This is a genomic window from Microbispora hainanensis (assembly GCF_006874475.1).
Taxonomy (GTDB): Bacteria; Actinomycetota; Actinomycetes; order Streptosporangiales; family Streptosporangiaceae; genus Microbispora; species Microbispora hainanensis.
This window is the reverse complement of sequence record NZ_VIRM01000064.1, coordinates 16,329-37,434: the sequence shown is the minus strand read 5'-3', so window position 1 is coordinate 37,434 and position 21,106 is coordinate 16,329. Positions and strand designations below refer to the sequence as shown.

Below are 21,106 nucleotides of genomic sequence, written 5' to 3'. Positions count from 1 at the left end.
CGACCAGCTCGTTTCCCGCCTTCTTCACCGCCAGGCCGCGTTCGACGTGCTCGCGGTGGTCGGCGGCCATCGCCATGCCGCTGTCGTAGCCGAGGAAGTCCGGCGCGTGCAGCAGGAAGATGTGCAGCGTGTGCGACTCGATCCACTCGCCGTAGTAGAGGAGCAGCGGCAGGTCCCGCAGCGGCCCGGGGACCGCCACACCGAGGGCCGACTCGATGGCCTGACAGGCGCTCATCTGGTACGCCACGGGACAGATGCCGCAGATGCGCGCGGTGATGTCGGGGGGCTCGTCGTAGGCCCGGCCGCGCAGGAACGCCTCGAAGAACCGGGGCGGCTCGTAGATCTTCAGCCGGAGGTCGGTGACGCGGCCGCCGCGGGCGCGTACCAGCAGGGCGCCCTCGCCCTCGACCCGGGACAGGCCGCCGATGCGGACGGTTCTGTGCGTCACCCGCCGGCCTCCCCCGGGGCCTCTCCGGCGGCCTCCTCGGCGGCCTGGATGAACTGTTCCTCGGTCGCGTTGAAGGTCCGGTAGACACGCACCAGTTCGGGGTCGCTCATGCCGAGGATGCGCAGTTTCGTGCTCAGCGCCCGCGAGTTGGCGGTGTCCGCCGGGCCGAAACAGCCGTAGCAGCCCCGGTTGAACGCCGGGCAGAGGGCCCCGCAGCCGGCCTGGGTGACCGGGCCGAGGCACGGCGTGCCGTGGGCCACCAGGACGCAGACGTTGCCCCGGATCTTGCACTCGACGCAGACGCTGTGGCTGGGGACGACGGGCCGCCGCCCGGTCAGGAACGCGGTGACGACCTCCATCAGCTGCCGTTTGTCGATCGGGCAGCCGCGCAGCTCGAAGTCGACCGGCACGTTGGCCGATATCGGGGTCGACGTGGCCAGGGTGGCGATGTACTCCGGCCGCGCGTACACGACGGAGGCGAACTCGCGCACGTCGGCGAAGTCGCGCAGGGCCTGGACCCCGCCGGCGGTGGCGCAGGCACCGATCGTCACCAGGCGCCTCGACACCCGGCGTACGTGCCGGATGCGCTCGGCGTCCTCGGGGGTGGTGATCGACCCCTCCACCAGGGACAGGTCGTACGGCCCCGGGCCCGCGGCGCTGGACGCCTCCAGGAAGTAGGCGATCTCCACCTCGGCGGCGAGGGACAGCAGTTCGTCCTCGCAGTCGAGCAAGGTGAGCTGGCACCCGTCGCAGGAGGCGAACTTCCACACCGCCAGCCGAGGCCGGGAGGCCGACCCACGCGGCCGCGGTTCGGATATCGATTTGCGCGTGCCCATCACAGCTCCCGTACGGCGAGCAGGCGGCCTGCCCGCTCGTAGTCGACCACGGGCCCGTCCAGGCACAGCAGCAGCGGGCCGAGCTGGCAGTGCCCGCACCGGCCGACTCCGCATTTCATGGTGCGCTCGAGGGACAGCATGATCCGCCGGGCGGGGACCCCGCGCGACCAGCTCGTCGGCGACGGCACGCATCATGTCCTCCGGGCCGCACACGAAGGCCGCGGTCCTGCGCGGCTCGAAGACGATCCGGTCGATCAGCCTGGTGACCAGCCCGATCGGGCCCCGCCAGACATGGTCGGGGTGATCCACGATGACCTGGACGTCGATGCCGTGGGTCTCCCGCCAGCGGGTCAGCTCCCGCGGATACAGCAGGGTCATCGGGGTCCGGGTGCCGGCGATCACGCTGATCCTGCCATAGCGCGACCGGTGGGCGATCAGCTCCCGGACGACCGTGCGCAGCGGCGCCAGCCCGAGGCCGCCCGCCGCCACGACCACGTCCAGCCCACCCGCCCCCGGCACGTCGAACGCGGTGCCGTACGGGCCGCGGACTCCCACGAGGTCGCCGGGCCGAGCCCTGCACAACGCGTCGCTGACCGCGCCCACGGCCCGGATCGTGTGCACCAGCGTCCCGGTGCGGCCCCGGCCGCTGATCGAGATCGGGATCTCGCCGACGCCGCGCGCGTAGATCATCGTGAACTGGCCCGGCGGGAAGGCCGGGCACGGCCCGGTCGTCGGCTCCAGCGCCAGGGTGACGGTGTCGGCCCGGTCCGGCCGCCGCGACCGGACCCGGTACGGACCGGTGTCATCGGATGCACGACGTCTCCCCGGGAGCGCCACGGATGGCGGACCGCTCCTCGGTCACGTCGATCCCGGTGGGGCACCAGGTGATGCACCGGCCGCAGCCCACGCAGCCGGACGTGCCGAACTGGTCGTACCAGGTGGCGAACTTGTGGGTCAGCCACTGCCGGTAGCGGGCCAGGGCGGAGCTCCGCACCGGCGGCTGGCCGCTGAGCTCGGTGAAGTCGAGCGAGAAGCACGAGTCCCACCGCTCGGAGCGCTCCGCGAACCCGCCGGTGAGGTCGGTGCCGTCCTCGACAGTGGTGCAGAAGCAGGTGGGGCAGACCATGGTGCAGTTGGTGCAGCTCAGACAGCGGGAGGCCACGTCGGTCCAGCGCGGGGAGTCGTGCGCGGCGGGCAGCCACCGCTGGATGTCCTCGGTGTCCACCCGGCGGCCCATCCGGGTGGCGGCGACGCGCGACACCTCCTCGGCCTCGCTGAGATCACCCTGGCCGGCGGCCCGGTGCGGGATCGCCGCGGCGATCTCCGCTCCCCGCTCGCCGCCGATCTCGACCGCGAACCGGTGCGGCGACGCCAGTTCGGTGAGCGCGAGATCGAAGCCGGTGGTCGCCTTCGGCCCGGTCCCCATCGAGACGCAGAAGCAGGTGCCGCCCGGCACTGCGCAGCTCACCGCGATCAGGAACAGCGCCTCACGCCGCCGCCGGTAGGCGGGATCGGGGTGCCTGCCCAGGAACACCCGGTCCTGTACGGCTATCGCGGCCAGATCGCAGGCACGCAGCCCGAGCAGCGCCACACGCGGCGTCTCCTCCAGGGGCTCTTCGACGGTCTGGCCGCGCATCCGGAACAGCGTCTGGCGGGGCGGCTGGGTGAAGCGCTTGGCCGAGTCGGGGCTCGCGGCGAAGTCGAACATCATCTCGCCGCCCCGCTCGGTCAGCCGGTAGTTGCCCGGCCGCTGGGCGTCGCCGACACCGGTCGGCAGATCGGCGGCGGAGGAGATCTCGGCCATCCGCACGGCCGAGTCCCGCACCGTGGGTCCCACGACCGCGTAACCCGCCGACCGGAGCACCACGATGAGCGGATCCAGTGTGTCGATCACAACGGTGTCCATCAGCGATCCCCCCGACACCCCTGTTCGACGGGCATATACCCCAATCTGGACCAAATGCCCAGGATGGCGGCCCGTACGTCAGCGGAGACGGCGCCGGAAGGGCGAGGGGAGTGGCGGGGCGGGGGCGAGCCGCACGCGGCAGTCCACGGCCACCGCCCCATCCGGCGTCACGATCACCGGGTTGAGATCAAGCTCCGCGATGTCGGGCAGATCGTCCATGAGCCGGCCGATGCGGACGACCTGCTCCTCCAGCGCCGCGACATCGGCCGCGGGCCGTCCACGGTAGCCGTACAGGAGCGGCGCGCAACGCAGCTCCGCGATCATGCGGGCGGCCTCGGTCTTGTCGATCGGCGGCACCCGGAAGGCGCGATCGGCGAGCAGCTCGGTCGCGACACCGCCAAGCCCTACCATGATCAGCGGACCGAATGTCTCATGCGCGACGCCGCCTATGATCATCTCAACCCCCTCGCCAGCCATGGTCTGGACGATCGCGCCTGTCATCGCGGGGCCGAGGCGAGTGGCCATCTCCCGGTACGCCTGCCCGACCTGCTCGGGCGTCCGCAGGCCGAGCCGCACACCACCGACGTCGGACTTGTGGAGCAGCCCGGGGCCGACGGCCTTCAGCACGGCGGGCAGTCCGACGATTGACGCAGCCTCCGCTACTTTCTCCGGCCCGTCGACCGAGACGGATTCGGCTGTGTGAACGCTGTACGCCGACAGGAGCCGGGTCGTCGTTCCTTCGTCCAGCCATCGTCCATGTGGATGAGCGGCGAGTTCCACGGCGACGATCCGTCGCGCGGCTGCCAGGTCGATCCCGACGAGGTCCTCCGGAGCTGCTGTCGGCCGGGCGCGCCAGGCGGCATGCCCTGCCGCCCGGGCGAGGGCGTGCACCGCTTGCTCAGGGAAGGCGTAAGCGGGCACCCGGCCGTCGATGAGTTCGTCGTGCCCGGCGAGGCAGGCGAGCACAGGCTTCGCCGCGCTCCTGGCGGCGGCCGCGATCGCGTCCCGAGTCGGTTCCAGACCCGAGCCGAACGGCGGGGTGTAGACGGTCAGCACGGCGTCGACGCCCGGGTCGGCCAGGACCGCCGCGATCGCGAAGGCGATGTCTCCGGCGTCGGCCTCGGCCGTGAGGTCGACGGGATTGCCGACGGCCGCCGACGGCCGGAGCCGGGCGCGAAGCGCCTCCGCGGTGGCGGGGGACAACTCCGGCACGACCAGGCCGAGCCGCTCACAGGCGTCCGCGGTCATCGCCTGCGGGCCTCCGGAATTACCCACGATCGCCACCCGAGGGCCGTCCGGCAGCGGCTGGAAAGCCAGCAGCCGGGCGGTGTCGAGCAGATCCTGGACGCTGTCCTCCCTGATGACGCCGCAGGCGCGCAACAGCGCGTCCACGGCCACATCGGGCGTCGCCGCAGCGGCCGTGTGCGAGCGGACCGCCCGGCTGCCCGCGGTGCCGCGCCCGCTCTTCACCGCGATGATCGGTTTGCGGGTGCTGATCCTGCTGGCGATCCGGGCGAACCTTCGTGGATTGCCGAACGACTCCAAATACAGACCGATGACGCGGGTGGCCGGATCGTCCTCCCAGTACTCGAGCAGGTCGTTGCCGCTGACATCCGCCTTGTTCCCCACCGAGGCGAAGGAGGAGACGCCGAGGCCGAGCTGTCCGGCGCGTTCGATCACGGCCGCGGCCACCGCGCCCGACTGCGACATCAGTCCCAGCGGACCTGCGGAAGGAGGTGTGGGCAGGAAACCGGCATTCAGGCGAGCTGCCGTGCTCACCACACCGAGGCAGTTGGGCCCGATCAGCCGCATGCCTGCCTCCCGGCAGACGCCCAGCAGTTCTCGTTCGGCCTCGCGATTCCCCGCTTCGGCGAACCCGGCCGTCAATACGACCAGGGCGCGCACCTGGTGACGGGCGCACTCACGGGCGACGCCGAGCACGGTGGGCGCCGGGGTGGCGATCACGGCGAGTTCCACCGGCCCGGGCAACGAGGCCACGTCGGGATAGGCCGGCAGACCACATACCTCGGCGGCCCACGGATTGACGGGGTAGATCGGGCCGGGGAAGCCTCCATCGATCAGATTGCGCAGCACACGGTGACCCACGCGATCCGGGTCGCGGCTGGCGCCGATCACGGCCACCGACTGCGGGGTGAAGACGTGTGCGATGGAGTTGCGCTCCGCCTCGTGCGCCCGGGCCTCGATCTCGCCCACGAGTCGCTCGGTGGGACGGGTGGCGATGCGAATCTCGACCTGCCCCTGCTCGTACCGCCTCTCCACTGGCAGGCCGAGATCGTTCAGGACGCGCAGCATCACCCGGTTCTCCGGCAGGACGGTAGCGACGAGTTCCTCGACTCCCGCGTCCGCCGCGTCGAGCGCGAGGTGTTCGAGCAGCAGCGTGCCGAGCCCGTGGCCGTGCACCACGTCGTCCAGCAGGACCCCCACCTCGGCCTCCGGCCCGTCCGGATCGGCGATGTATTCCGCCACCCCGACCATGAGACCGCCGACCAGAGCGACCAGGGCGTGCCCGTGGTAGCCGGAGCCGGTGATCCGGTCCATGTACGCATGGGCCGAGGCGGCGCCGCCGGTGAAGAACCTCAGATACGCCGAGCGCCGGGAAGACCTGGCGATCAGTTCGTGCAGGGCTTCCCGGTCGGATGGCCGCAACGCCCGGATGTGCGCCACCCCGCCGTCACGCAGGAGGACGTCGCACGCTTCGCCAACGGTTCGAGCCATGTCTCAAAAGTCCACGACCGACGAGCGCCCCCCAAGAGGCTTCCTCCCCGTCTTGCTGGGGCCCCTGGTCCCGAGCCACGTGCCGCCAGCCGGGCTGTCCTTCCTGCGACCAGGCCGAGGTCGGCACGCTCGGCGGTCGGGCCCTCTGTTACCCGGATGCTGTGACCAAGGTCACTAGCAGGTCACACCGATCACGGAGAAGATCGGCTCATGGACGAGCTGAAGAGCATCGACGCGTACTGGCGGGCCGCCAATTATCTGTCGGTCGGGCAGATCTACCTGCTCGCCAACCCGCTGCTGACCGAGCCTCTGGCGCCTGAGCACATCAAGCCGAGGCTGCTTGGGCACTGGGGCACCACTCCGGGTCTGAACTTCTGCTTCGGTCACCTCAACCGGGTCATCCGGCAGCGGGGCCAGGACATGATTTACATCGCCGGCCCTGGGCATGGCGGCCCGGCGGCAGTCGCCCATGCCTGGCTGGAGGGCAGCTACTCCGAGAAGTACCCCGATGTCTCGCAGGACACGATCGGCATGCAACGGCTGTTCCGCCAGTTTTCGTTCCCCGGTGGCATCCCCAGTCATGTGGCGCCGGAGACGCCGGGGTCGATACACGAGGGCGGCCCCGCGTTCCGCAGCTAATCCATGATCCAGGGCACGTTCGGGCCTGAAACTGCAGGTCAGTGGCTTATGGCCTAGCGGAAACGGCGGAAAGCCCTAGTGACACGACTTCGGCGATAACTCCATCACCATCTGCACACACACTGCTACGGTCTGGTGACATGTTCGTCAGGACCGCGACCCGGAAGAACAAAAACGGCACCACGGTGCGATACCTCCAACTCGCCCACAACGAATGGGACCCCGTCGCCAAGACCGCCAAGATGAAGGTGCTGCACAACTTCGGCCGCGAAGACCAGATCGACCGCGCCGCCGTCGAACGCCTGGTCAGCTCGCTATGCCGGCTGCTGGACCCGGGCCGGGCCGCCGCACTCACCTCGGGCGCGGAGCTCACCTTCATCGGTTCGGCCGCCTACGGCGGCCCCTACCTCCTGGACCAGCTGTGGCGGCAGCTGAAGATCGACACGATTCTGACACGCATCCTCGCCTCCACCCGCCGCAGCGTCTTCACCGAGCGGGTGCTGTTCGCGCTGGTCGCCAACCGCGCCCTGGACGCCTCCTCCAAGCTGGCCGCTTCGCACTGGATCGGCCGCAACGCCCACATCCAGGGCCTGCCCGCCTGCAGCGACGACGCCTGCTACCGGGCGATGGACTGGCTGCACCAGGTCCAAGACTCCGTCGAACGCAAGGTGTTCGACCAGGTCGCCACCCTGCTCAACCTCGAAGTCGACCTGCTGTTCTTCGACACCACCTCCACCTACTTCCAGATCGACGAACCCGACGAGCCGATCGCCCGTGACCAGCGCGGCGTCCCCCTGCCCGACCCCGACCCCGAAAACGGCGACGGCGACGGCGACGGCGACGGCGACGGCGACGAACCGGTGATGAAGGGCTTCCGCGCCCGCGGCACGTCCAAAGACCATCGCGACGACCTGCCGCAGATCGTCATCGGGATGGCCGTCACCCGCGACGGCATCCCGGTCCGCGTCTGGTCCTGGCCCGGCAACACCACCGACACCGCTCTGATCCGCCAGGTCAAAGACGACATGCGAGACTGGACCCTGTCCAAGATCGTGTGGGTCGGTGATCGTGGTTTCGCCTCCGCTGACAACCGCCGCTACCTGCGCCAAGGCGATCACCACTACATCATCGGCGAACGGCTGCGCTCGGGCTCGGCCGAGTCCAAGGCCGCCCTGTCCCGCCAGGGCCGCTACCAGGACGTCGCCGACAACCTGAAGGTCAAAGAGGTCCGGATCGGCGAGACCGACCGGTTCGTGATCTGCTTCAACCCCGACGGCGCCACGCGCGACGCCGCCATCCGCGAGCGTCTGATCGCCCAGTTGGAGGAGGTGATCGCCGGCAGCGACGCGCTCAACGCCACCAAACGCGCCGAACTCCGCGGAGTCATCTCCACCAAGCCCGGCCTGAACCGCTATCTGCGCACCACTCCCAACGGGCTGCTGCGCCTCGACGCCGCGAAGGTCAAGACCGAGGCGAACCTGGACGGCAAGTACCTGCTGCGCTGCTCCGACCCCAAGCTGACGGCTGAGGACATCGCCGTCGGCTACAAGCAATTACTGGAAGTCGAGCGGGGCTGGCGGGACATGAAGCAGATCATCGACCTGCGCCCGGTCTATCACCGGCTCGAGGAACGCATCCGCGCGCACGTCATCTTGTGCTGGCTGGCGCTGCTGCTGATCCGCATCATCGAGACCACCACCGGCTCCACCTGGAACCGCATCCGCGACGAGTTCGACCTGCTCACCGTGGCCACCTTCACCGGCCCGACCGGCACCTTCCGCCAGCGCGCCGAGCTGACCAAGCCCCAGCGCGACATCCTGGCCAAACTCGACATCCCGACCCCGAAGAAGATCGTCGAGGCTGCACCCGCCACAGACGACTGACCAGGCACAACACCTGCGCCTAGTGACACGCCGCATCAGCGTGCCCGCAAGCGTTTCCGCAGCTCACAACCCAGATTCATGTGTTTTTCTCGCTACACATCTGCGGAACGCAGGTTCCATCCGTCGTACGCCTACGAGGACTTCTTCGAGGGCTTCCGGCCTCAGGAGGATCCGCAGACCCGGGAGGTCGCCTTCCGGCTCACCGCCGGGCCGCTCCGGGAGCTCGCCGACCTCGCCTCACGTGAGGGCAACCGGCACGTCCCGCACTTCCTCGTCATCGACGAGATCAACCGGGCCAACCTGGCGAAAATCTTCGGTGAGCTGTACTTCCTGCTGGAGTACCGGAACAGGTCGGTGCGGCTCACTTACTCGGGTGACGATTTCGCGCTCCCGTCGAACCTGTTCGTCATCGGCACCATGAACACCGCCGACCGTTCCATCGCACTCGTGGACGCCGCGATGCGCCGCCGTTTCGCCTTCGTCGAACTCTCGCCCCGGATAGAGCCGACCCGCGGGCTGCTCCGCAGATGGCTCGCGAGGGAAGAGCGGGATGCCGAGCCGGCCGACCTCCTCGACGCACTCAATTCCCGCATCACCGACCCGGACTTCCAGGTGGGCCCCTCCTACCTGATGAAGGAGGGCGTCTACCGGGACGGCGGGCTCGAACGCACCTGGCGTACGAAGATTCTCCCGCTGCTCGAAGAGCACCACTACGGAGAAGGCGTGGACGTCGAGGGGCGCTACGGTCTGCGGTCACTGCGCGCCGCCGTCGGACCCTCTCCGCAGACCGCGGCACCCGGCCTGCTGTGACCGTCATCGAACTCACCGAGCATGGCCCGGCGCTCGCGGTCGTACTCGACGACGCCAGAGGCCGGGCCTTGGCGTCCTCCGATCTCGTCGATGCCGCACCCGACCCGTACCTTCCGGGGCGGTGGCGGGTCAGGGCCGGAGGCAAGGTCGGAGCGGCGACGGTGACCGTACCTGGAGGCGGTACGGTCACCGTACGGATCAGGCCCAAGGTACCCATCGCCCGGCTCCTGTTCCTCCTCGGCTACAGCCGCAGCCCGCAGGCGTGGCGAAGCGACGAGGTGCCGTTGGATGAGGAGCCGGACACGCTGCCCGCCTTCGCCCGCCTCTTCGTACGGCAGGCGGAGGAGACCTTGCGGCAGGGCCTGATCCAGGGCTACCGCACCACCGAGGAGACCGCCCTCCTGGTGCGCGGCCGGATCCGCGAGGCCGACCAGATCCGCAGGCACCACGGCAGGCTCGTCCCCCTGGAAATCGTCCACGACGAGTTCACCGTCGACATCGCCGAGAACCGGATCCTGCGCACCGCCTGCGAGCGGCTCCTCCGGCTGCCCAGCGTCATCCCCAGTGGCGTCCCCGCCGACGTACGCGGCAGGCTGCTCCGGCTCCGTGCCCGGCTGGCTGATGCCACGCCGGTCGGCGGAGGCCGCGAACTGCCGGAGTGGCGGGCCAGTGGGCTCAACCGCCGATACCACAAGGCCCTGCACCTGGCCGAGTTGGTGCTGCGAGGCGCCTCCGTGGAGCACCGGCCCGGTGAGGTCACCGTGAACGGCTTTCTCTTCGACATGGCCAGGGTCTTCGAGGACTTCGTCACCATCGCCCTGCGCGAAGCCTTCCCCGGCAGCGACGGCCGCTGCGTCCTGCAGGCCGCGCACCATCTCGACGAGCTCCGCGCGATCCGTATGGTCCCTGACTTCGTCCGCTACACGGACGACGGCACTCCGCTGGCCGTTGCCGACGCCAAGTACAAGGCCGAGAAGCTCGCCGGCTACCCGGACGCGGACATATACCAAATGCTCGCCTACTGCACCGCGCTCAACCTACGGGAAGGGCATCTCGTGTACGCCAAGGGCAGCGCCGCGCACACCGTCCACCGCGTCCGGCACGCCGGCATCACTATCCACCAGCACGCCCTCGAACTCGACCAGCCACCGGCCGGTCTGCTCGCTGAGATAGCGGCCCTGGCGCGGCGGCTCACCGGGCCCTCGTGACGGCGGCTCACCAGACCGCAGCACCGCGCTTGACACTGCCTGATGATGATGCGCCGTTCGTCTGGTGTGACGGCCGGAACAAGGACGCCGAGACCGCGAAGTCCCGCACCGCCCGGCCCCTACCTAAAGCACCCCGCTGTCCCGATCGCTCACGAAAACAGGAGCACCCTGGGCAGCGGCGCACCAGGGATCGCACCCATAGGATCCCCTCTTGAAGACACTCCCTCAGCCCCCGCCAGGAGGTCCGCGTGCCCCAGCTCGCCCTCGCCAACAGCTTCTGGGACAGTTACGACGTCCTGGACAAGCAGGTCAAGGTCGGGGTGCGCCGGGCGATGGCGAAATTCCAGCAGCTCACGATCGCCGAGCTCCACTCCGACAAGGGCCTGCACCTGGAATCCGTGGAGAAGGCACGGGATCCGCGTATGCGGACCATCCGTGTCAACGACTTCTGGCGCGGCATCGTGCTGGCCCCGGACGACGGCAGCGACACCTTCCTGTTGCTGAACGTCGTACCCCACGACGACGCCTACACGTGGGCGGCGAAGCGCTTATACACGATCAACACCGCCACGCGGGGTTTGGAGGTACGCAACGTCGTCGCCATCGAGCAGCTCACGCCGACACTCGAAAAGGCGGCGGCGCAGGCGCCGACATTGCTGTTCTCCGGCCACTCCGACCACGTGCTGCGCGAGCTCGGCATCGATGACCAGGTGATGCGCGCCGCTCGTACCATCATCGACAAACCGCAGCTGGAGGCCTTCAGCACCTTGTTCCCGGAGGACCAGTTCGAGGTCCTGCAGTTCCTCGCGGAGGGTTTCTCACCCGAGGAGGTCTACCGGGACGTCGTCGCCGTACGGCGGCCCGCGGACGCGACGCCCGACCAGGCCGAAGACCTCGGGACTGCCATCGCCAACACCACAAGCCGCATCACTCTCGTCACCAGGCCCGACGAGCTGGCGGACATCCTCGACAAGCCGTTCGCGGCATGGCGCGTGTTCCTTCACCCATCACAGCGACGGGTCGCCTACCGCGTCTCCTACAACGGATCGGCCCAGGTGACGGGTGGTCCCGGCACGGGCAAAACGGTGGTCGCCCTCCATCGGGTCAAGCATCTGCTCTCCCGCTCGCCGGACAGCCGGATTCTGCTCACCACGTACACCAACGCCCTCGCCAGGGCGCTCCGGGAGAACCTGACGCTGCTCCTCGACAACGAGGAGCAGCTCGCCCGCGTGGACGTGACCACCGTCAACGCCTTCGCCCACCGTGTCGTCCGTGATCTGTCCGGCCGGGTGCCGGCCGTCATAGGAGACGCCGACGAGCGGCACATCTGGCGCCGGATCTGCCGCACGCTTGATCTGCCCTGGACGGAGCAGTTCATGGCGCAGGAGTTCCGGCACGTCGTCCTCGCGCAGCGCATCGGCGACAGGGAGGAGTACCTCCGGGTCAACCGACGTGGCCGGGGTTCGGCGCTCGGGCCACGGCAGCGGGAACGAGCCTGGCAGGCCATGGAGGCGTTCTCGGCGGAGTTGCGTGCCGCGGGCACCAGCACTCACCTGCAGGTGTGTGCGCAGGCCACGCTGCTGCTCGGCGGCGCGGACCTCTCCGTCCACGGCTACGACCACGTCGTCGTCGACGAGGCGCAGGACCTCCATCCCGCGCAGTGGCGGGTGCTGCGCGCGGCGGTGCCCGAGGGACCGGACGACCTGTTCATCACCGGCGATCCACACCAGCGGATCTACGACGCCCGGGTATCGCTCGGCGCGCTCGGCATCTCCGTCGCCGGGCGCAGCAGCCGTCTGCGCATCAACTACCGCAGCACGGAAGAAATTCTCTCCTGGTCAACCGGCCTGCTCGGCGGCTCCCAGTTTGAGGACCTCGGAGGCGAGGGCAGCGACAGCCTTGCGGGCTACCGGTCGCTGCTTCACGGCAAGCGGCCGCACGCCGCCGGTTACCCGACCGAACAGGCCGAAGTGACGGCGCTCGTGGAGCGGGTGCAAGAGTGGATAGGTCAGGGTGTCCGGCCGAGCGAGATCGCGGTCTGCACCCGGTTCAACATCCTGCTGGACAAGGTGGCCGACCGGCTGACCACCGCCGGCGTTCCGGCGGTCCGTGTGAAAGACCACCCAGGGGCGGACATTGACGGGGTACGCCTGGCGACCATGCATGCGATGAAGGGCCTGGAGTTCCGGTGCGTCGCGGTGGCAGGGGTGACCGCGCGAGCCCTCCCCTTCGCGAAGGAGATCACGCCCGCGGACGTGGACCGGTTGCAGCACGAAAGTGACATGCTCAGAGAGCGCTGCGTGCTCTTCGTGGCGTGTACCCGAGCTCGCGAGGCGCTGCATGTGTCGTGGAGCGGAACGCCCAGCCCGTTCCTGTCGTCCGGTTCGGCAAACATCGAGCCCCATATGCCGCTGAATTGAGGAGACGCGGCGTCGTCGCCGGATGCGGGGCGAAGCGTACCGATGGCGAGGCCATACTTTCACTATCGCCAGTGCGACCGCCAACCTCAGAAAGCACTGTCACAATCGCATAACAGCAGGTGACATGGGGTGGTTGTTCCCAGCCTGATCTCTATTGTGGACAGATATCCCATATCCTACCGCTCACATCGGCACTACCTGTGCGTTCTTCTAACTGGTGGCAAGCTCGGCTAGCCGAGGAATTCTTCGGTCCCGAACGAACGGGCCGTCCATTGCTGTTCTTCATCGACGACGAGAAGGCCGCAGACCTGCACCGCGAGGCCCAAACGAAGGACGCGATCAGCGATCTGTGCACCGCCGTCGCCGATGAGGTCATCGATTGGAGTGGGGACGCCTACCGGCACGCTTATAAGTCGGTCCTAACCTGGAAGAGATCCCCACAGGAGGATCCACCCCCGTGTCTGCCGCTGCTCGCCGTTTGCGTGCTGGCGGCGACACGCATGCGAGGAGACGGTGGGCGGGGAGCGCACCCCTACTACGACAGGCTGGCCGAACTCCTCCCCCCACCGAGCTGGTTCAGCCGGGGCTGTAAAGACCACCTGCAACGCGACTACTCAACGGTGGCGTACTTCTGGACGTGCCTCGATGAGTGGCTGGAGAAGCAGGGAGGAACCCGCGGGTTCAGTACGTTGCACGCGTCCAAGGGGCGAGAGCTCATCGGGTACGCCCAGTCGCAGGCCCTGATATGCGCGGCCGATCAAGATCGACTCACTCCGTTCTTGAGGAAGCGGCGCGGGCGTGACGCCACCGTGCTACTTCAGGAACTTCGGATGTGGGGGGATAAGTTCCGACTCTCCAGACGGCTCCAAGAAGCCCTCAAGAAGCAGGGTAAACACAGCGAGGAGGATTCAATCCTCGGAGCATTGCTGGTATCCCTTGCCGAGGCCACGGATCGCGTTCCTCCCGTCCCTAGCAGATTGCAGCAGCTACGGTTGCGCGTCGCGGCGACCGAGGATCGCCGTGAGGGATGGTGGGCGCTGAGGTGGCGGGTTGAGCGCATTCCCGGCACCAACGAGGACAACCTGACACACCACGACGGCCACCTGGCTGTGGAGGCGCGAGGCGACGGGGCCCTGTACACACTTTCGGGCACGCTGCCGGATCTGGGCGAAGCCCTAGAGAATGGTCTGGTCGCATGGGGGAAATACCTTGGGGTCAGCCTCCAGCCCCGCCGGAACCCGCTCATCCTGCAAGAGGACCCCTTGGGCGGCTGGACCGAGGTGGACAAGCCGGAACCCTTCATGCCCTCCCTCATCCTCTTCAACAAGCGAAGTGAGGAGGAGGCCCGGAAACTCGTCGACCAAGCCGGATTCGCCTGGGAGGAATCCGAGGAGACTTCCGTGAACGGCTGGTTCATAGCAGCCGACGTCGAGTTCATCGACGGGCTCTCCAGTACGTCGCGGCCGCGCCTCGCCGGAGGATTGCACGTCCGGCTGACGAGGGAGCGACGACACTACTTCCTCGGCGGCGAGCCGGATCTGATACCTCCGCCGGGGGTGGACGTTATGTGTCTCGATGGCGTGCCGATCCACGCTGCGGGACAGCGCACGGAACTTCGAGGGCGAGGCCTCTCCCCCGGTAAGCACGTGCTCGATTACGGGGCAGGTCAGCTCACTTTCTACCTGCATCCGCCGCAGGAATGGACCGTTCCCGATACGACTTCGGACACAGCCGATCCTGATTCTCCTGTCGTTCAGGGATCCACAGTGATCGACGCCGAAGGCCACTACACCGATCTCATTTCAGAAGGGCCACCCAGGTGGTGGCATGAGCGACAGACTGGGTTGAGCGGTGGTCCGGAGCGGAAAGAAATCCCCGACTCTGCGGTATGGCTCGTGATCGATCATCCTGATGGCACTATCGAAGTGAGACTGATACGTCCCGAAGAACCGCGGATCACACATGTTACCCCGTCAATGTGGAAGTTCTGGAGACAAATGATCGCGATCGAGCATCCTCCTCCCGAGAAACTCTGGAAGAGGTACTTGGCAGCTGTGCTGAGGCGTGGAAATGGGAACTTCTAAGCACCACGATATTTTTGACCCGAATTTACTCGTCTCATGGCTCGCCGAGGTCGGCTCCGGACGAATCGACAGGCTACGCAAGGACATCGCATGGGCGGCCAGGACACCCACGGGCCCTGCATCACAATGGATTGACCTGTTAGATAATCTGGGAATTCTTCACGTCAACTGGGCCACGCGTGTATGGAAAGCGCAACCAGTGGCGCTCACCGCACTTCCCGGAAAGACGGGCGTGAGACTGCTTCTTGGAGCACGCCCCAGCCCAGAGCAATTAAGGGACCTCCCGGGCGTTGTAGTGCGCGACCACTCCCAGGGGACCCCCATACGCCCACCCACGACCATATGGTTTCACCACCAAGGCGAGCAGGTTGCGCAGGCACTGGGAATAGAGCTACTCCCCTGCGCGGCGGAACAGCTCGCCGATGAAATGACACGCCTGGAGTTAGGGCAGCCGGGTTCAGGACCGGCACGAAACACCAAACTACGTTTTTTTGCTTCAGAGACAGGGCGATTCGGCTGGCCGCAGATTGTCCCGTCACCCCGCCCCGGACTTTATGGATATCTTCTCCACGGTCAGCTTCCCCGCTACTCCATCTTCCGTGGTCAGCAATGGTATTCCGTGAACCGCTGCGAGGGAATCCACCTTTCGCTGTCAGCGTCCGCATTCCCCCTGCGGTGGACTGCGGAACGCCGGAACCACGGGTGGCAGAGTTTGGGAAGACTCGTCGTCGATCAGCGGACGCCGCTGCCATGGCAACAAAGGAGGGCGGCGGTGCTGTGCACAGGATTGCCCCCGCTGCCACTGGCCAGCGGATGGGCATACGACGGGGTACCCCGATGGATCGCCGAGAAGATCGCCAAGTCATTGCACCGCAAGTTGGAGATCCAGTGAGTGAGCTTGACGTCGCCCGAACATTCGAGGCGCTGCGTAACGCATATCTTCGTTATTACGACACGGCGTTCCGGCTACGCGATCCGCGCTTGCGTGAGGAACGCCGAACGTTGCTCGATCTGCCGGGCGGCATGTATGCGGAGCCATACGTAGAGATCAGGCCGGAGTATGCGACCACCGGCCACCCGCTCAACGAATCGGTAGCTCGCGCCGGCGCCCCCGAAGAACTGAAGGAGTTCGCAGAGCTGGGGTTGCTCGGCGCTGGACGTGAGCTGTACACGCATCAGGAGCGAGCGCTGATCGCGGCCCTCAAGCCAGGTCGCAATGCGATCGTGACGGCGGGAACCGGGTCCGGAAAGACCGAGGCCTTCCTCTTACCGATCATCTCGGATCTCCTACGAGAATCCCGGTCATGGGGCGGCACGCCTGGCACTGTGGAGCGCTGGTGGGAGCGTTCGAGCGCTCCCTACGTGCCCCATCGCGCCGGTGAACGGGACCGCCCGCGAGCCGTACGGGCAATGGTGTTGTACCCGACGAACGCCCTCGTCGACGACCAGCTCGTGAGGTTGCGGCGAGCGTTGGACGGGGACCCGATCCATGAGTGGCTGGACGCGAACCGGCGTGGGCACCGCTTCTACTTCGGTCGCTACACCGGGATGACGCCTGTGTTGGGGCAACCGGATCAGGCCGGTGCGGTCACACAATTGCGGGAATTCCTGCGCCAGTCGGAAGAACGGAGTAGGCAGGCGGCAAAGGCGGATGACGACAACACGCGGTATTTCGCACCTCGGCCGGGAGGTGCCGAGATGTTGTCGCGGTGGGATATGTATGACGCGCCCCCGGATCTGCTCATCACGAACCATTCGATGCTGAACATCATGTTGCTACGGAACCGCGATGAGGGCTTCTTCAAGGAAACCCGGCGGTGGCTTGAGGAGACGCCGGGTGCCCGGTTCACCCTGGTCGTCGATGAGCTGCACATCCACAGAGGCACGGCCGGGACCGAGGTGGCGTACCTCATCCGAAATCTCCGGCAACGGCTGGGGATCATGGACCGTCCAGAGCAGCTGCGCGTCATCGCGACGACCGCGTCTCTTGATTCAGAGCGAGACCGCGGGTTCCCCGAGCAGTTCTTCGCACTTGATCAGAAATCTTTCGACTTCATTCCGGGAGAGCTGACGGCTGGCGGTGAACGCACAGTCCCTCTCGGCGAAGCCACGGCCTCTACTAACGACAAAATCCGCGCTCACCTGTTCTTCCGCAACGTCCCAGGAATGTGGGCCTGCTCAGATCCGGCATGCCCACAAGTCCCCGAGGGCACGTACGACGGACGGGGCGTCGGGCGTCTATATGCACGTCCGCGGACATTCTGCGAGTGCGGAGCGCGGGTATTGGAGCTGCTGTTCTGTCGATCATGCGGGGATGTCTTCCTCGGCGGCTATGCCCCCTGGGACGCCTTCGAGCGGGGCACCTTCGACTCCCACCTGCTGCCAGACACTCCCGATCTGTCGAGGATCCCAGATCTCGCCCGACCCGATCGAACCGCACACAACTACGTCGTCTACTGGCCGCGAACCCAGCAACAGCAGGCGAACGACAAAGACAGCTATCAGCGGGGGAACGGTGCGGTGACCTTCTCGTTCCGCCGCTCCGTTCTCGACCCCAGGGCTGGCACCCTCATCAATCAAGAGGAGGGGGCGACCGGCTGGAGCTTCCACGCCGTCGCCAGCAAAGACCCGGCGACAGGGGAAGCCCGAATCGATCTCGACAAACTTTCCCCGTTTCCATCCCGCTGCCCGTCATGTGCGACTGACTGGGAACGTATTAGGAATCGAACGATCGGCGTCCTGCCCCTTACACACCCCGATCGGCAATCGTCTCCCATCAGCGCCATGCGTACCGGATTCGAGAAGGTGAACCAGGTTCTCTCGACCGAGCTAGCCAACCAGTTCGAGAAAGCCGTCGACCGAAAGCTCATCATCTTCTCTGACAGCCGACAGAACGCCGCGAAACTCTCCGCAGGAATCGCCTTGCGGCACTACCAAGATCTGGTACGGATCTTCGCTCTGCAATCGACCAGAGAACAGACCGTCAGCAACAACGATATCGCCCGGGCCCGCGCTTCAAACAACCGGGCGGATCTCGATCGACTTGCTGCGAAGGATCCAGACGCCCTGAAAGACCTACGACTGGCCTGGCTCGACGATGACGAGGAAGCGGCAGCCGCCGCAGCGGCCAAGCTCACGGCCCCGCTCCGCCTTGACCTACTCGCGAAAACCTTCATCCACCGTCGACTGATGGCCATCGGAGTCAATCCAGCCGGACCCCGCCCTTCCGTGCAAGAGCCAGGAGGAGCCCCCTGGCACGCGCTGTACGACTGGACCGTCCAACCACCCCGCCTGATCCGAGGGCTCTCCGACGCGCTACGCGAGACCGTTGAGAGTGCCGAAGGGGATCTCCTTGAGAACACCGTGGAGGCTCTGTTCTCCGGCTCCAACCGCGATTTCGAATCGCTGGGGATGGGATGGATCGACGCCATCGACCCGAGAAGCGATGCGAAAATCGCAGGGCTCGGTCAGGGCAGCCTCCGGATCCTCTCCGAGTTGCGGCGGTTCTCCGGTATGCGTGATCCCTATACGAGCAGCATCCCGAAGCGGTTGAACAGCTACTGGAGGAAGGTTGCCGAGCTTCACGGGCTAGACGCTGGTGACGTACGCGATCAGGCAGAAAGCTACTGGCGAGGTATCGTTTCCGACTTCCTTGTCGATCCCGCCAAGGTTGCGATCCGCCCTAGGAGAGACAGCGTCTGGAGGTGCCGCCTCTGCGATCGGCAGCATTTCACGCCTAGCGCCGGGGTGTGCACCGGCTGCCGCGCTCTCCTCCCAGCGGAATCGGAAGCCTTGAAGCCAATCGGGGACGACTATTACGGGTGGAAAGCCGAAAACGAGTCAGGGGCATTCCGGTTGAACTGCGCTGAGCTGACCGGCCAGACCGGCCGTATCGAGGCACAGCGACGGCAAGCCCGGTTCCAGCGAGTCTTCCTCGATGAGGAGGAACAGCCCACTGTCCATGAGCTGGATCTGCTCTCCGTGACCACCACGATGGAGGCCGGAATCGACATAGGCCCGCTCTCCGCAGTGGTCATGGCGAACATGCCGCCCACCCGTTTCAACTACCAGCAGCGAGTCGGCCGTGCAGGCCGCCGCTCCTCCCCCGTCGCTATAGCGCTGACGGTGTGCCGTGGCCGCAGTCACGACGAGCACTACTTCCGCAATCCGGGAGCGGTGACAAATGACCCGGTCCCCGCCCCCTACCTCGCCCTCGATCGATGGGAGATCCTGGAACGGACCGTCGCGAGTGACACGCTCCGCCTGGCATTCGCCGCCGGCCTATCCACTACCGACCGCTCTGGCGGTGTGCACGGGCAGTTCGGCAGCGCCACGGCTTGGCCCGCTGTTGAGCCGACCATCCGCCGGTGGTGCCGGCAGAATCTGGATGTGATCACGTCGAACGCCGCCGCGTTCACAGCGTTCACCACATTCGATCCAGGACGGTTTGACCAGGCATGGGTAGAGAAGCTCCTCGATCGAATCGGGGAACTCGCCGCCCTGCCGGGTGAAAGTGAGGACCTCGGCGAGCGGCTCGCGCACCTCGGCGTACTCCCCATGTTCGGGTTTCCCACGCGCGTGCGGCAGCTCTATCTGAAGGAACCCCTTCGCTCATATCCCTGGCCGCCCGAGGCGACAATCGATCGAGATCTCGCCCTGGCGGTGTCATCCTTCGCTCCCGGAAGTGAAATTGTGAAAGACGGTCAGGTCTTCACGGTCGTGGGCGTAGCGGACTTCACCCCGAGCTCCTATGGGAAGCCGGCTGCAGCCGCCGAAGCGCTCAGGAATTCCCGGCACGTCGGGCTGTGCTCCGGATGCAACCACCTTGCTGTCAGAGGGGTAGAGGGACCATGCCCGCTGTGTGGCTCCGAACAGTTCCGAGTGGTGGATCTGCGAGAACCCGCAGGTTTTCGTGCCAGTTCTCCTCCCCGCGACTTCGATGGCAACTACTCCTGGTCGGCCCGCATGGTGACAGCCCGTGCGACGACCGATCTGATGGCCCTGCCGCCTACCACATGGGGTGCGGCCGAGCTGTATTCGGGACCGGGACAGCGCTACATCGTCAACGACAACGACGGCAACGGCTTCGCTTTCCGGAAGGCAACCGGAAGCTGGGGCGGCTACGTCGTACCACAGGACATCGATTCCACAGCGAAGGGGTACGGTGAACCCATCCGGGTGGCCCTCGGCGCGGTGCTCCCGACAGACTTCCTGTTCGTCGGTCCGAAATCAATCACAGACCCCGAGCAAGGACTCCGGCTCGGCCTGGACCTGCCCAAGCCTCGATTCCGTGCCGATCTCCACCAAGGCCGACGTGCCGCGTGGTATTCACTGGCATTCCTGCTACGAACTGCCGCAGCCGAGTTTCTGGACGTCGACCCTCGCGAACTCGTCGCCGGAGTGCACCCGGGGCCGCATAGCGAAGGGACGGCGCTCTACGCGTTCCTCGCGGACGCGCTGGAGAACGGAGCAGGGTTCAGCACCCACCTCGGCAAGGTCGCGACGGAATTCACCCAGCATGTCACGACCTTCCTCGAGAATCTCAGCCGTCCAGAGCACGCGGACGGCTGCGAGACGTCGTGCTATGGCTGCCTGCGGGACTACGAAAACATGGTGTTCCACCCGTTGCTGGACTGGCGGCTCGGCTCAGATTTGTTCACCGTCCTGTCCGGGAAGCCACTCGGTCCCACATCTTTCGATGTGCATCGTGAGCGCATATCGCTGGGTGGGCTCCAAGCCCTTTATGGCGGCACGTTCCTCCTGGCCGACGCAGGAGCGATCGGGGTGAAAGTGGGACGCGCGCCGTACGCCATCGTTGTTCGTCACCCCTTGGAGGCCTGCGAGGAGAACCTCTCCAGCCCTCGTCTGGAGCCCGCGCTCGAGGCAGCGCTCGCACATGCGGGCCACCCATCGCGAGTCGTCGTCACAGACTGGTTCACGGCGGAGCGAAGCCCTCTATTGATCGTCCAGGAGCTGTCCACTCGCCGCCGCAAGCGGGACCGCATCTGACCACGACCTCACGATCGTCGCTACTTGCCGACGCGTCACACGTCCGTGACCTTGTAGGTGTCCTCCTCCTTTCGTGTGATGCCGGTAAATCCTGCTCTCGGCGGCTTTCGGGTGGGCGGAACGGTGT

At 66.7% G+C, this 21,106-nt stretch carries 9 protein-coding genes and 2 pseudogenes; 7 read left to right on the top strand and 4 right to left on the bottom strand.

Annotation, left to right across the window (positions count from 1 at the left end; all coding sequences use genetic code 11):
- Nucleotides 1–115 precede the first annotated feature (115 nt).
- The 4 genes and pseudogenes from FLX08_RS42635 to FLX08_RS35115 form a co-directional block, all read right to left on the bottom strand.
- A pseudogene (locus FLX08_RS42635) lies at nucleotides 116–448 on the bottom strand (nickel-dependent hydrogenase large subunit); the annotation flags it as partial.
- A complete protein-coding gene (locus FLX08_RS43535) occupies nucleotides 445–2,121 on the bottom strand; it encodes an NADH-quinone oxidoreductase subunit B family protein (protein ID WP_425280663.1) in 1,677 nt (558 codons plus the stop codon). The pseudogene FLX08_RS42635 and the gene FLX08_RS43535, both read right to left, overlap by 4 nt.
- Nucleotides 2,087–3,190, bottom strand: coding sequence for a 4Fe-4S dicluster domain-containing protein (locus FLX08_RS35120; RefSeq protein ID WP_142624577.1), 1,104 nt, complete (start codon nucleotides 3,188–3,190; stop codon nucleotides 2,087–2,089). Before FLX08_RS35120 ends, FLX08_RS43535 begins: the two co-directional genes overlap by 35 nt.
- Before the next feature lie 78 nt (nucleotides 3,191–3,268).
- On the bottom strand, nucleotides 3,269–5,926 hold the full coding sequence (locus FLX08_RS35115; protein WP_142624576.1) for a bifunctional acetate--CoA ligase family protein/GNAT family N-acetyltransferase: 2,658 nt from the start codon (nucleotides 5,924–5,926) through the stop codon (nucleotides 3,269–3,271).
- 210 nt (nucleotides 5,927–6,136) lie between these two features.
- Between FLX08_RS35115 and FLX08_RS35110 the strand changes: the two are divergent.
- The 7 genes and pseudogenes from FLX08_RS35110 to FLX08_RS35080 form a co-directional block, all read left to right on the top strand.
- Nucleotides 6,137–6,547 (top strand): annotated as a pseudogene (locus tag FLX08_RS35110) (phosphoketolase family protein); the annotation flags it as partial.
- A 158-nt stretch (nucleotides 6,548–6,705) separates the two neighbouring features.
- A complete protein-coding gene (locus FLX08_RS35105; RefSeq protein WP_142624575.1) occupies nucleotides 6,706–8,448 on the top strand; it encodes an IS1634 family transposase in 1,743 nt (580 codons plus the stop codon).
- A 78-nt stretch (nucleotides 8,449–8,526) separates the two neighbouring features.
- Nucleotides 8,527–9,258, top strand: coding sequence for an McrB family protein (locus tag FLX08_RS35100; protein ID WP_208761867.1), 732 nt, complete (start codon nucleotides 8,527–8,529; stop codon nucleotides 9,256–9,258).
- On the top strand, nucleotides 9,255–10,466 hold the full coding sequence (locus tag FLX08_RS35095; protein ID WP_142624574.1) for an McrC family protein: 1,212 nt from the start codon (nucleotides 9,255–9,257) through the stop codon (nucleotides 10,464–10,466). Before FLX08_RS35100 ends, FLX08_RS35095 begins: the two co-directional genes overlap by 4 nt.
- Nucleotides 10,467–10,714: 248 nt before the next feature.
- A complete protein-coding gene (locus FLX08_RS35090; protein ID WP_142624573.1) occupies nucleotides 10,715–12,886 on the top strand; it encodes a UvrD-helicase domain-containing protein in 2,172 nt (723 codons plus the stop codon).
- A gap of 272 nt (nucleotides 12,887–13,158) precedes the next feature.
- Nucleotides 13,159–14,970: a hypothetical protein gene (locus FLX08_RS35085; protein ID WP_142624572.1), complete on the top strand. Its 1,812-nt coding sequence runs from the start codon at nucleotides 13,159–13,161 to the stop codon at nucleotides 14,968–14,970.
- An 888-nt stretch (nucleotides 14,971–15,858) separates the two neighbouring features.
- Complete coding sequence (locus FLX08_RS35080) at nucleotides 15,859–20,979, top strand: DEAD/DEAH box helicase (protein ID WP_167530696.1); 5,121 nt, start codon at nucleotides 15,859–15,861, stop codon at nucleotides 20,977–20,979.
- Nucleotides 20,980–21,106 lie beyond the last annotated feature (127 nt).

What these genes read in the sequence shown, in the direction of transcription:
- FLX08_RS35120 (WP_142624577.1), bottom strand. Translation starts at nt 3,190, where the DNA reads ATGGACACCGTTGTGATCGACACACTGGATCCGCTCATCGTGGTGCTC.
- FLX08_RS35115 (WP_142624576.1), bottom strand. Translation starts at nt 5,926, where the DNA reads ATGGCTCGAACCGTTGGCGAAGCGTGCGACGTCCTCCTGCGTGACGGC.
- FLX08_RS35105 (WP_142624575.1), top strand. Translation starts at nt 6,706, where the DNA reads ATGTTCGTCAGGACCGCGACCCGGAAGAACAAAAACGGCACCACGGTG.
- FLX08_RS35100 (WP_208761867.1), top strand. Translation starts at nt 8,527, where the DNA reads ATGTGTTTTTCTCGCTACACATCTGCGGAACGCAGGTTCCATCCGTCG.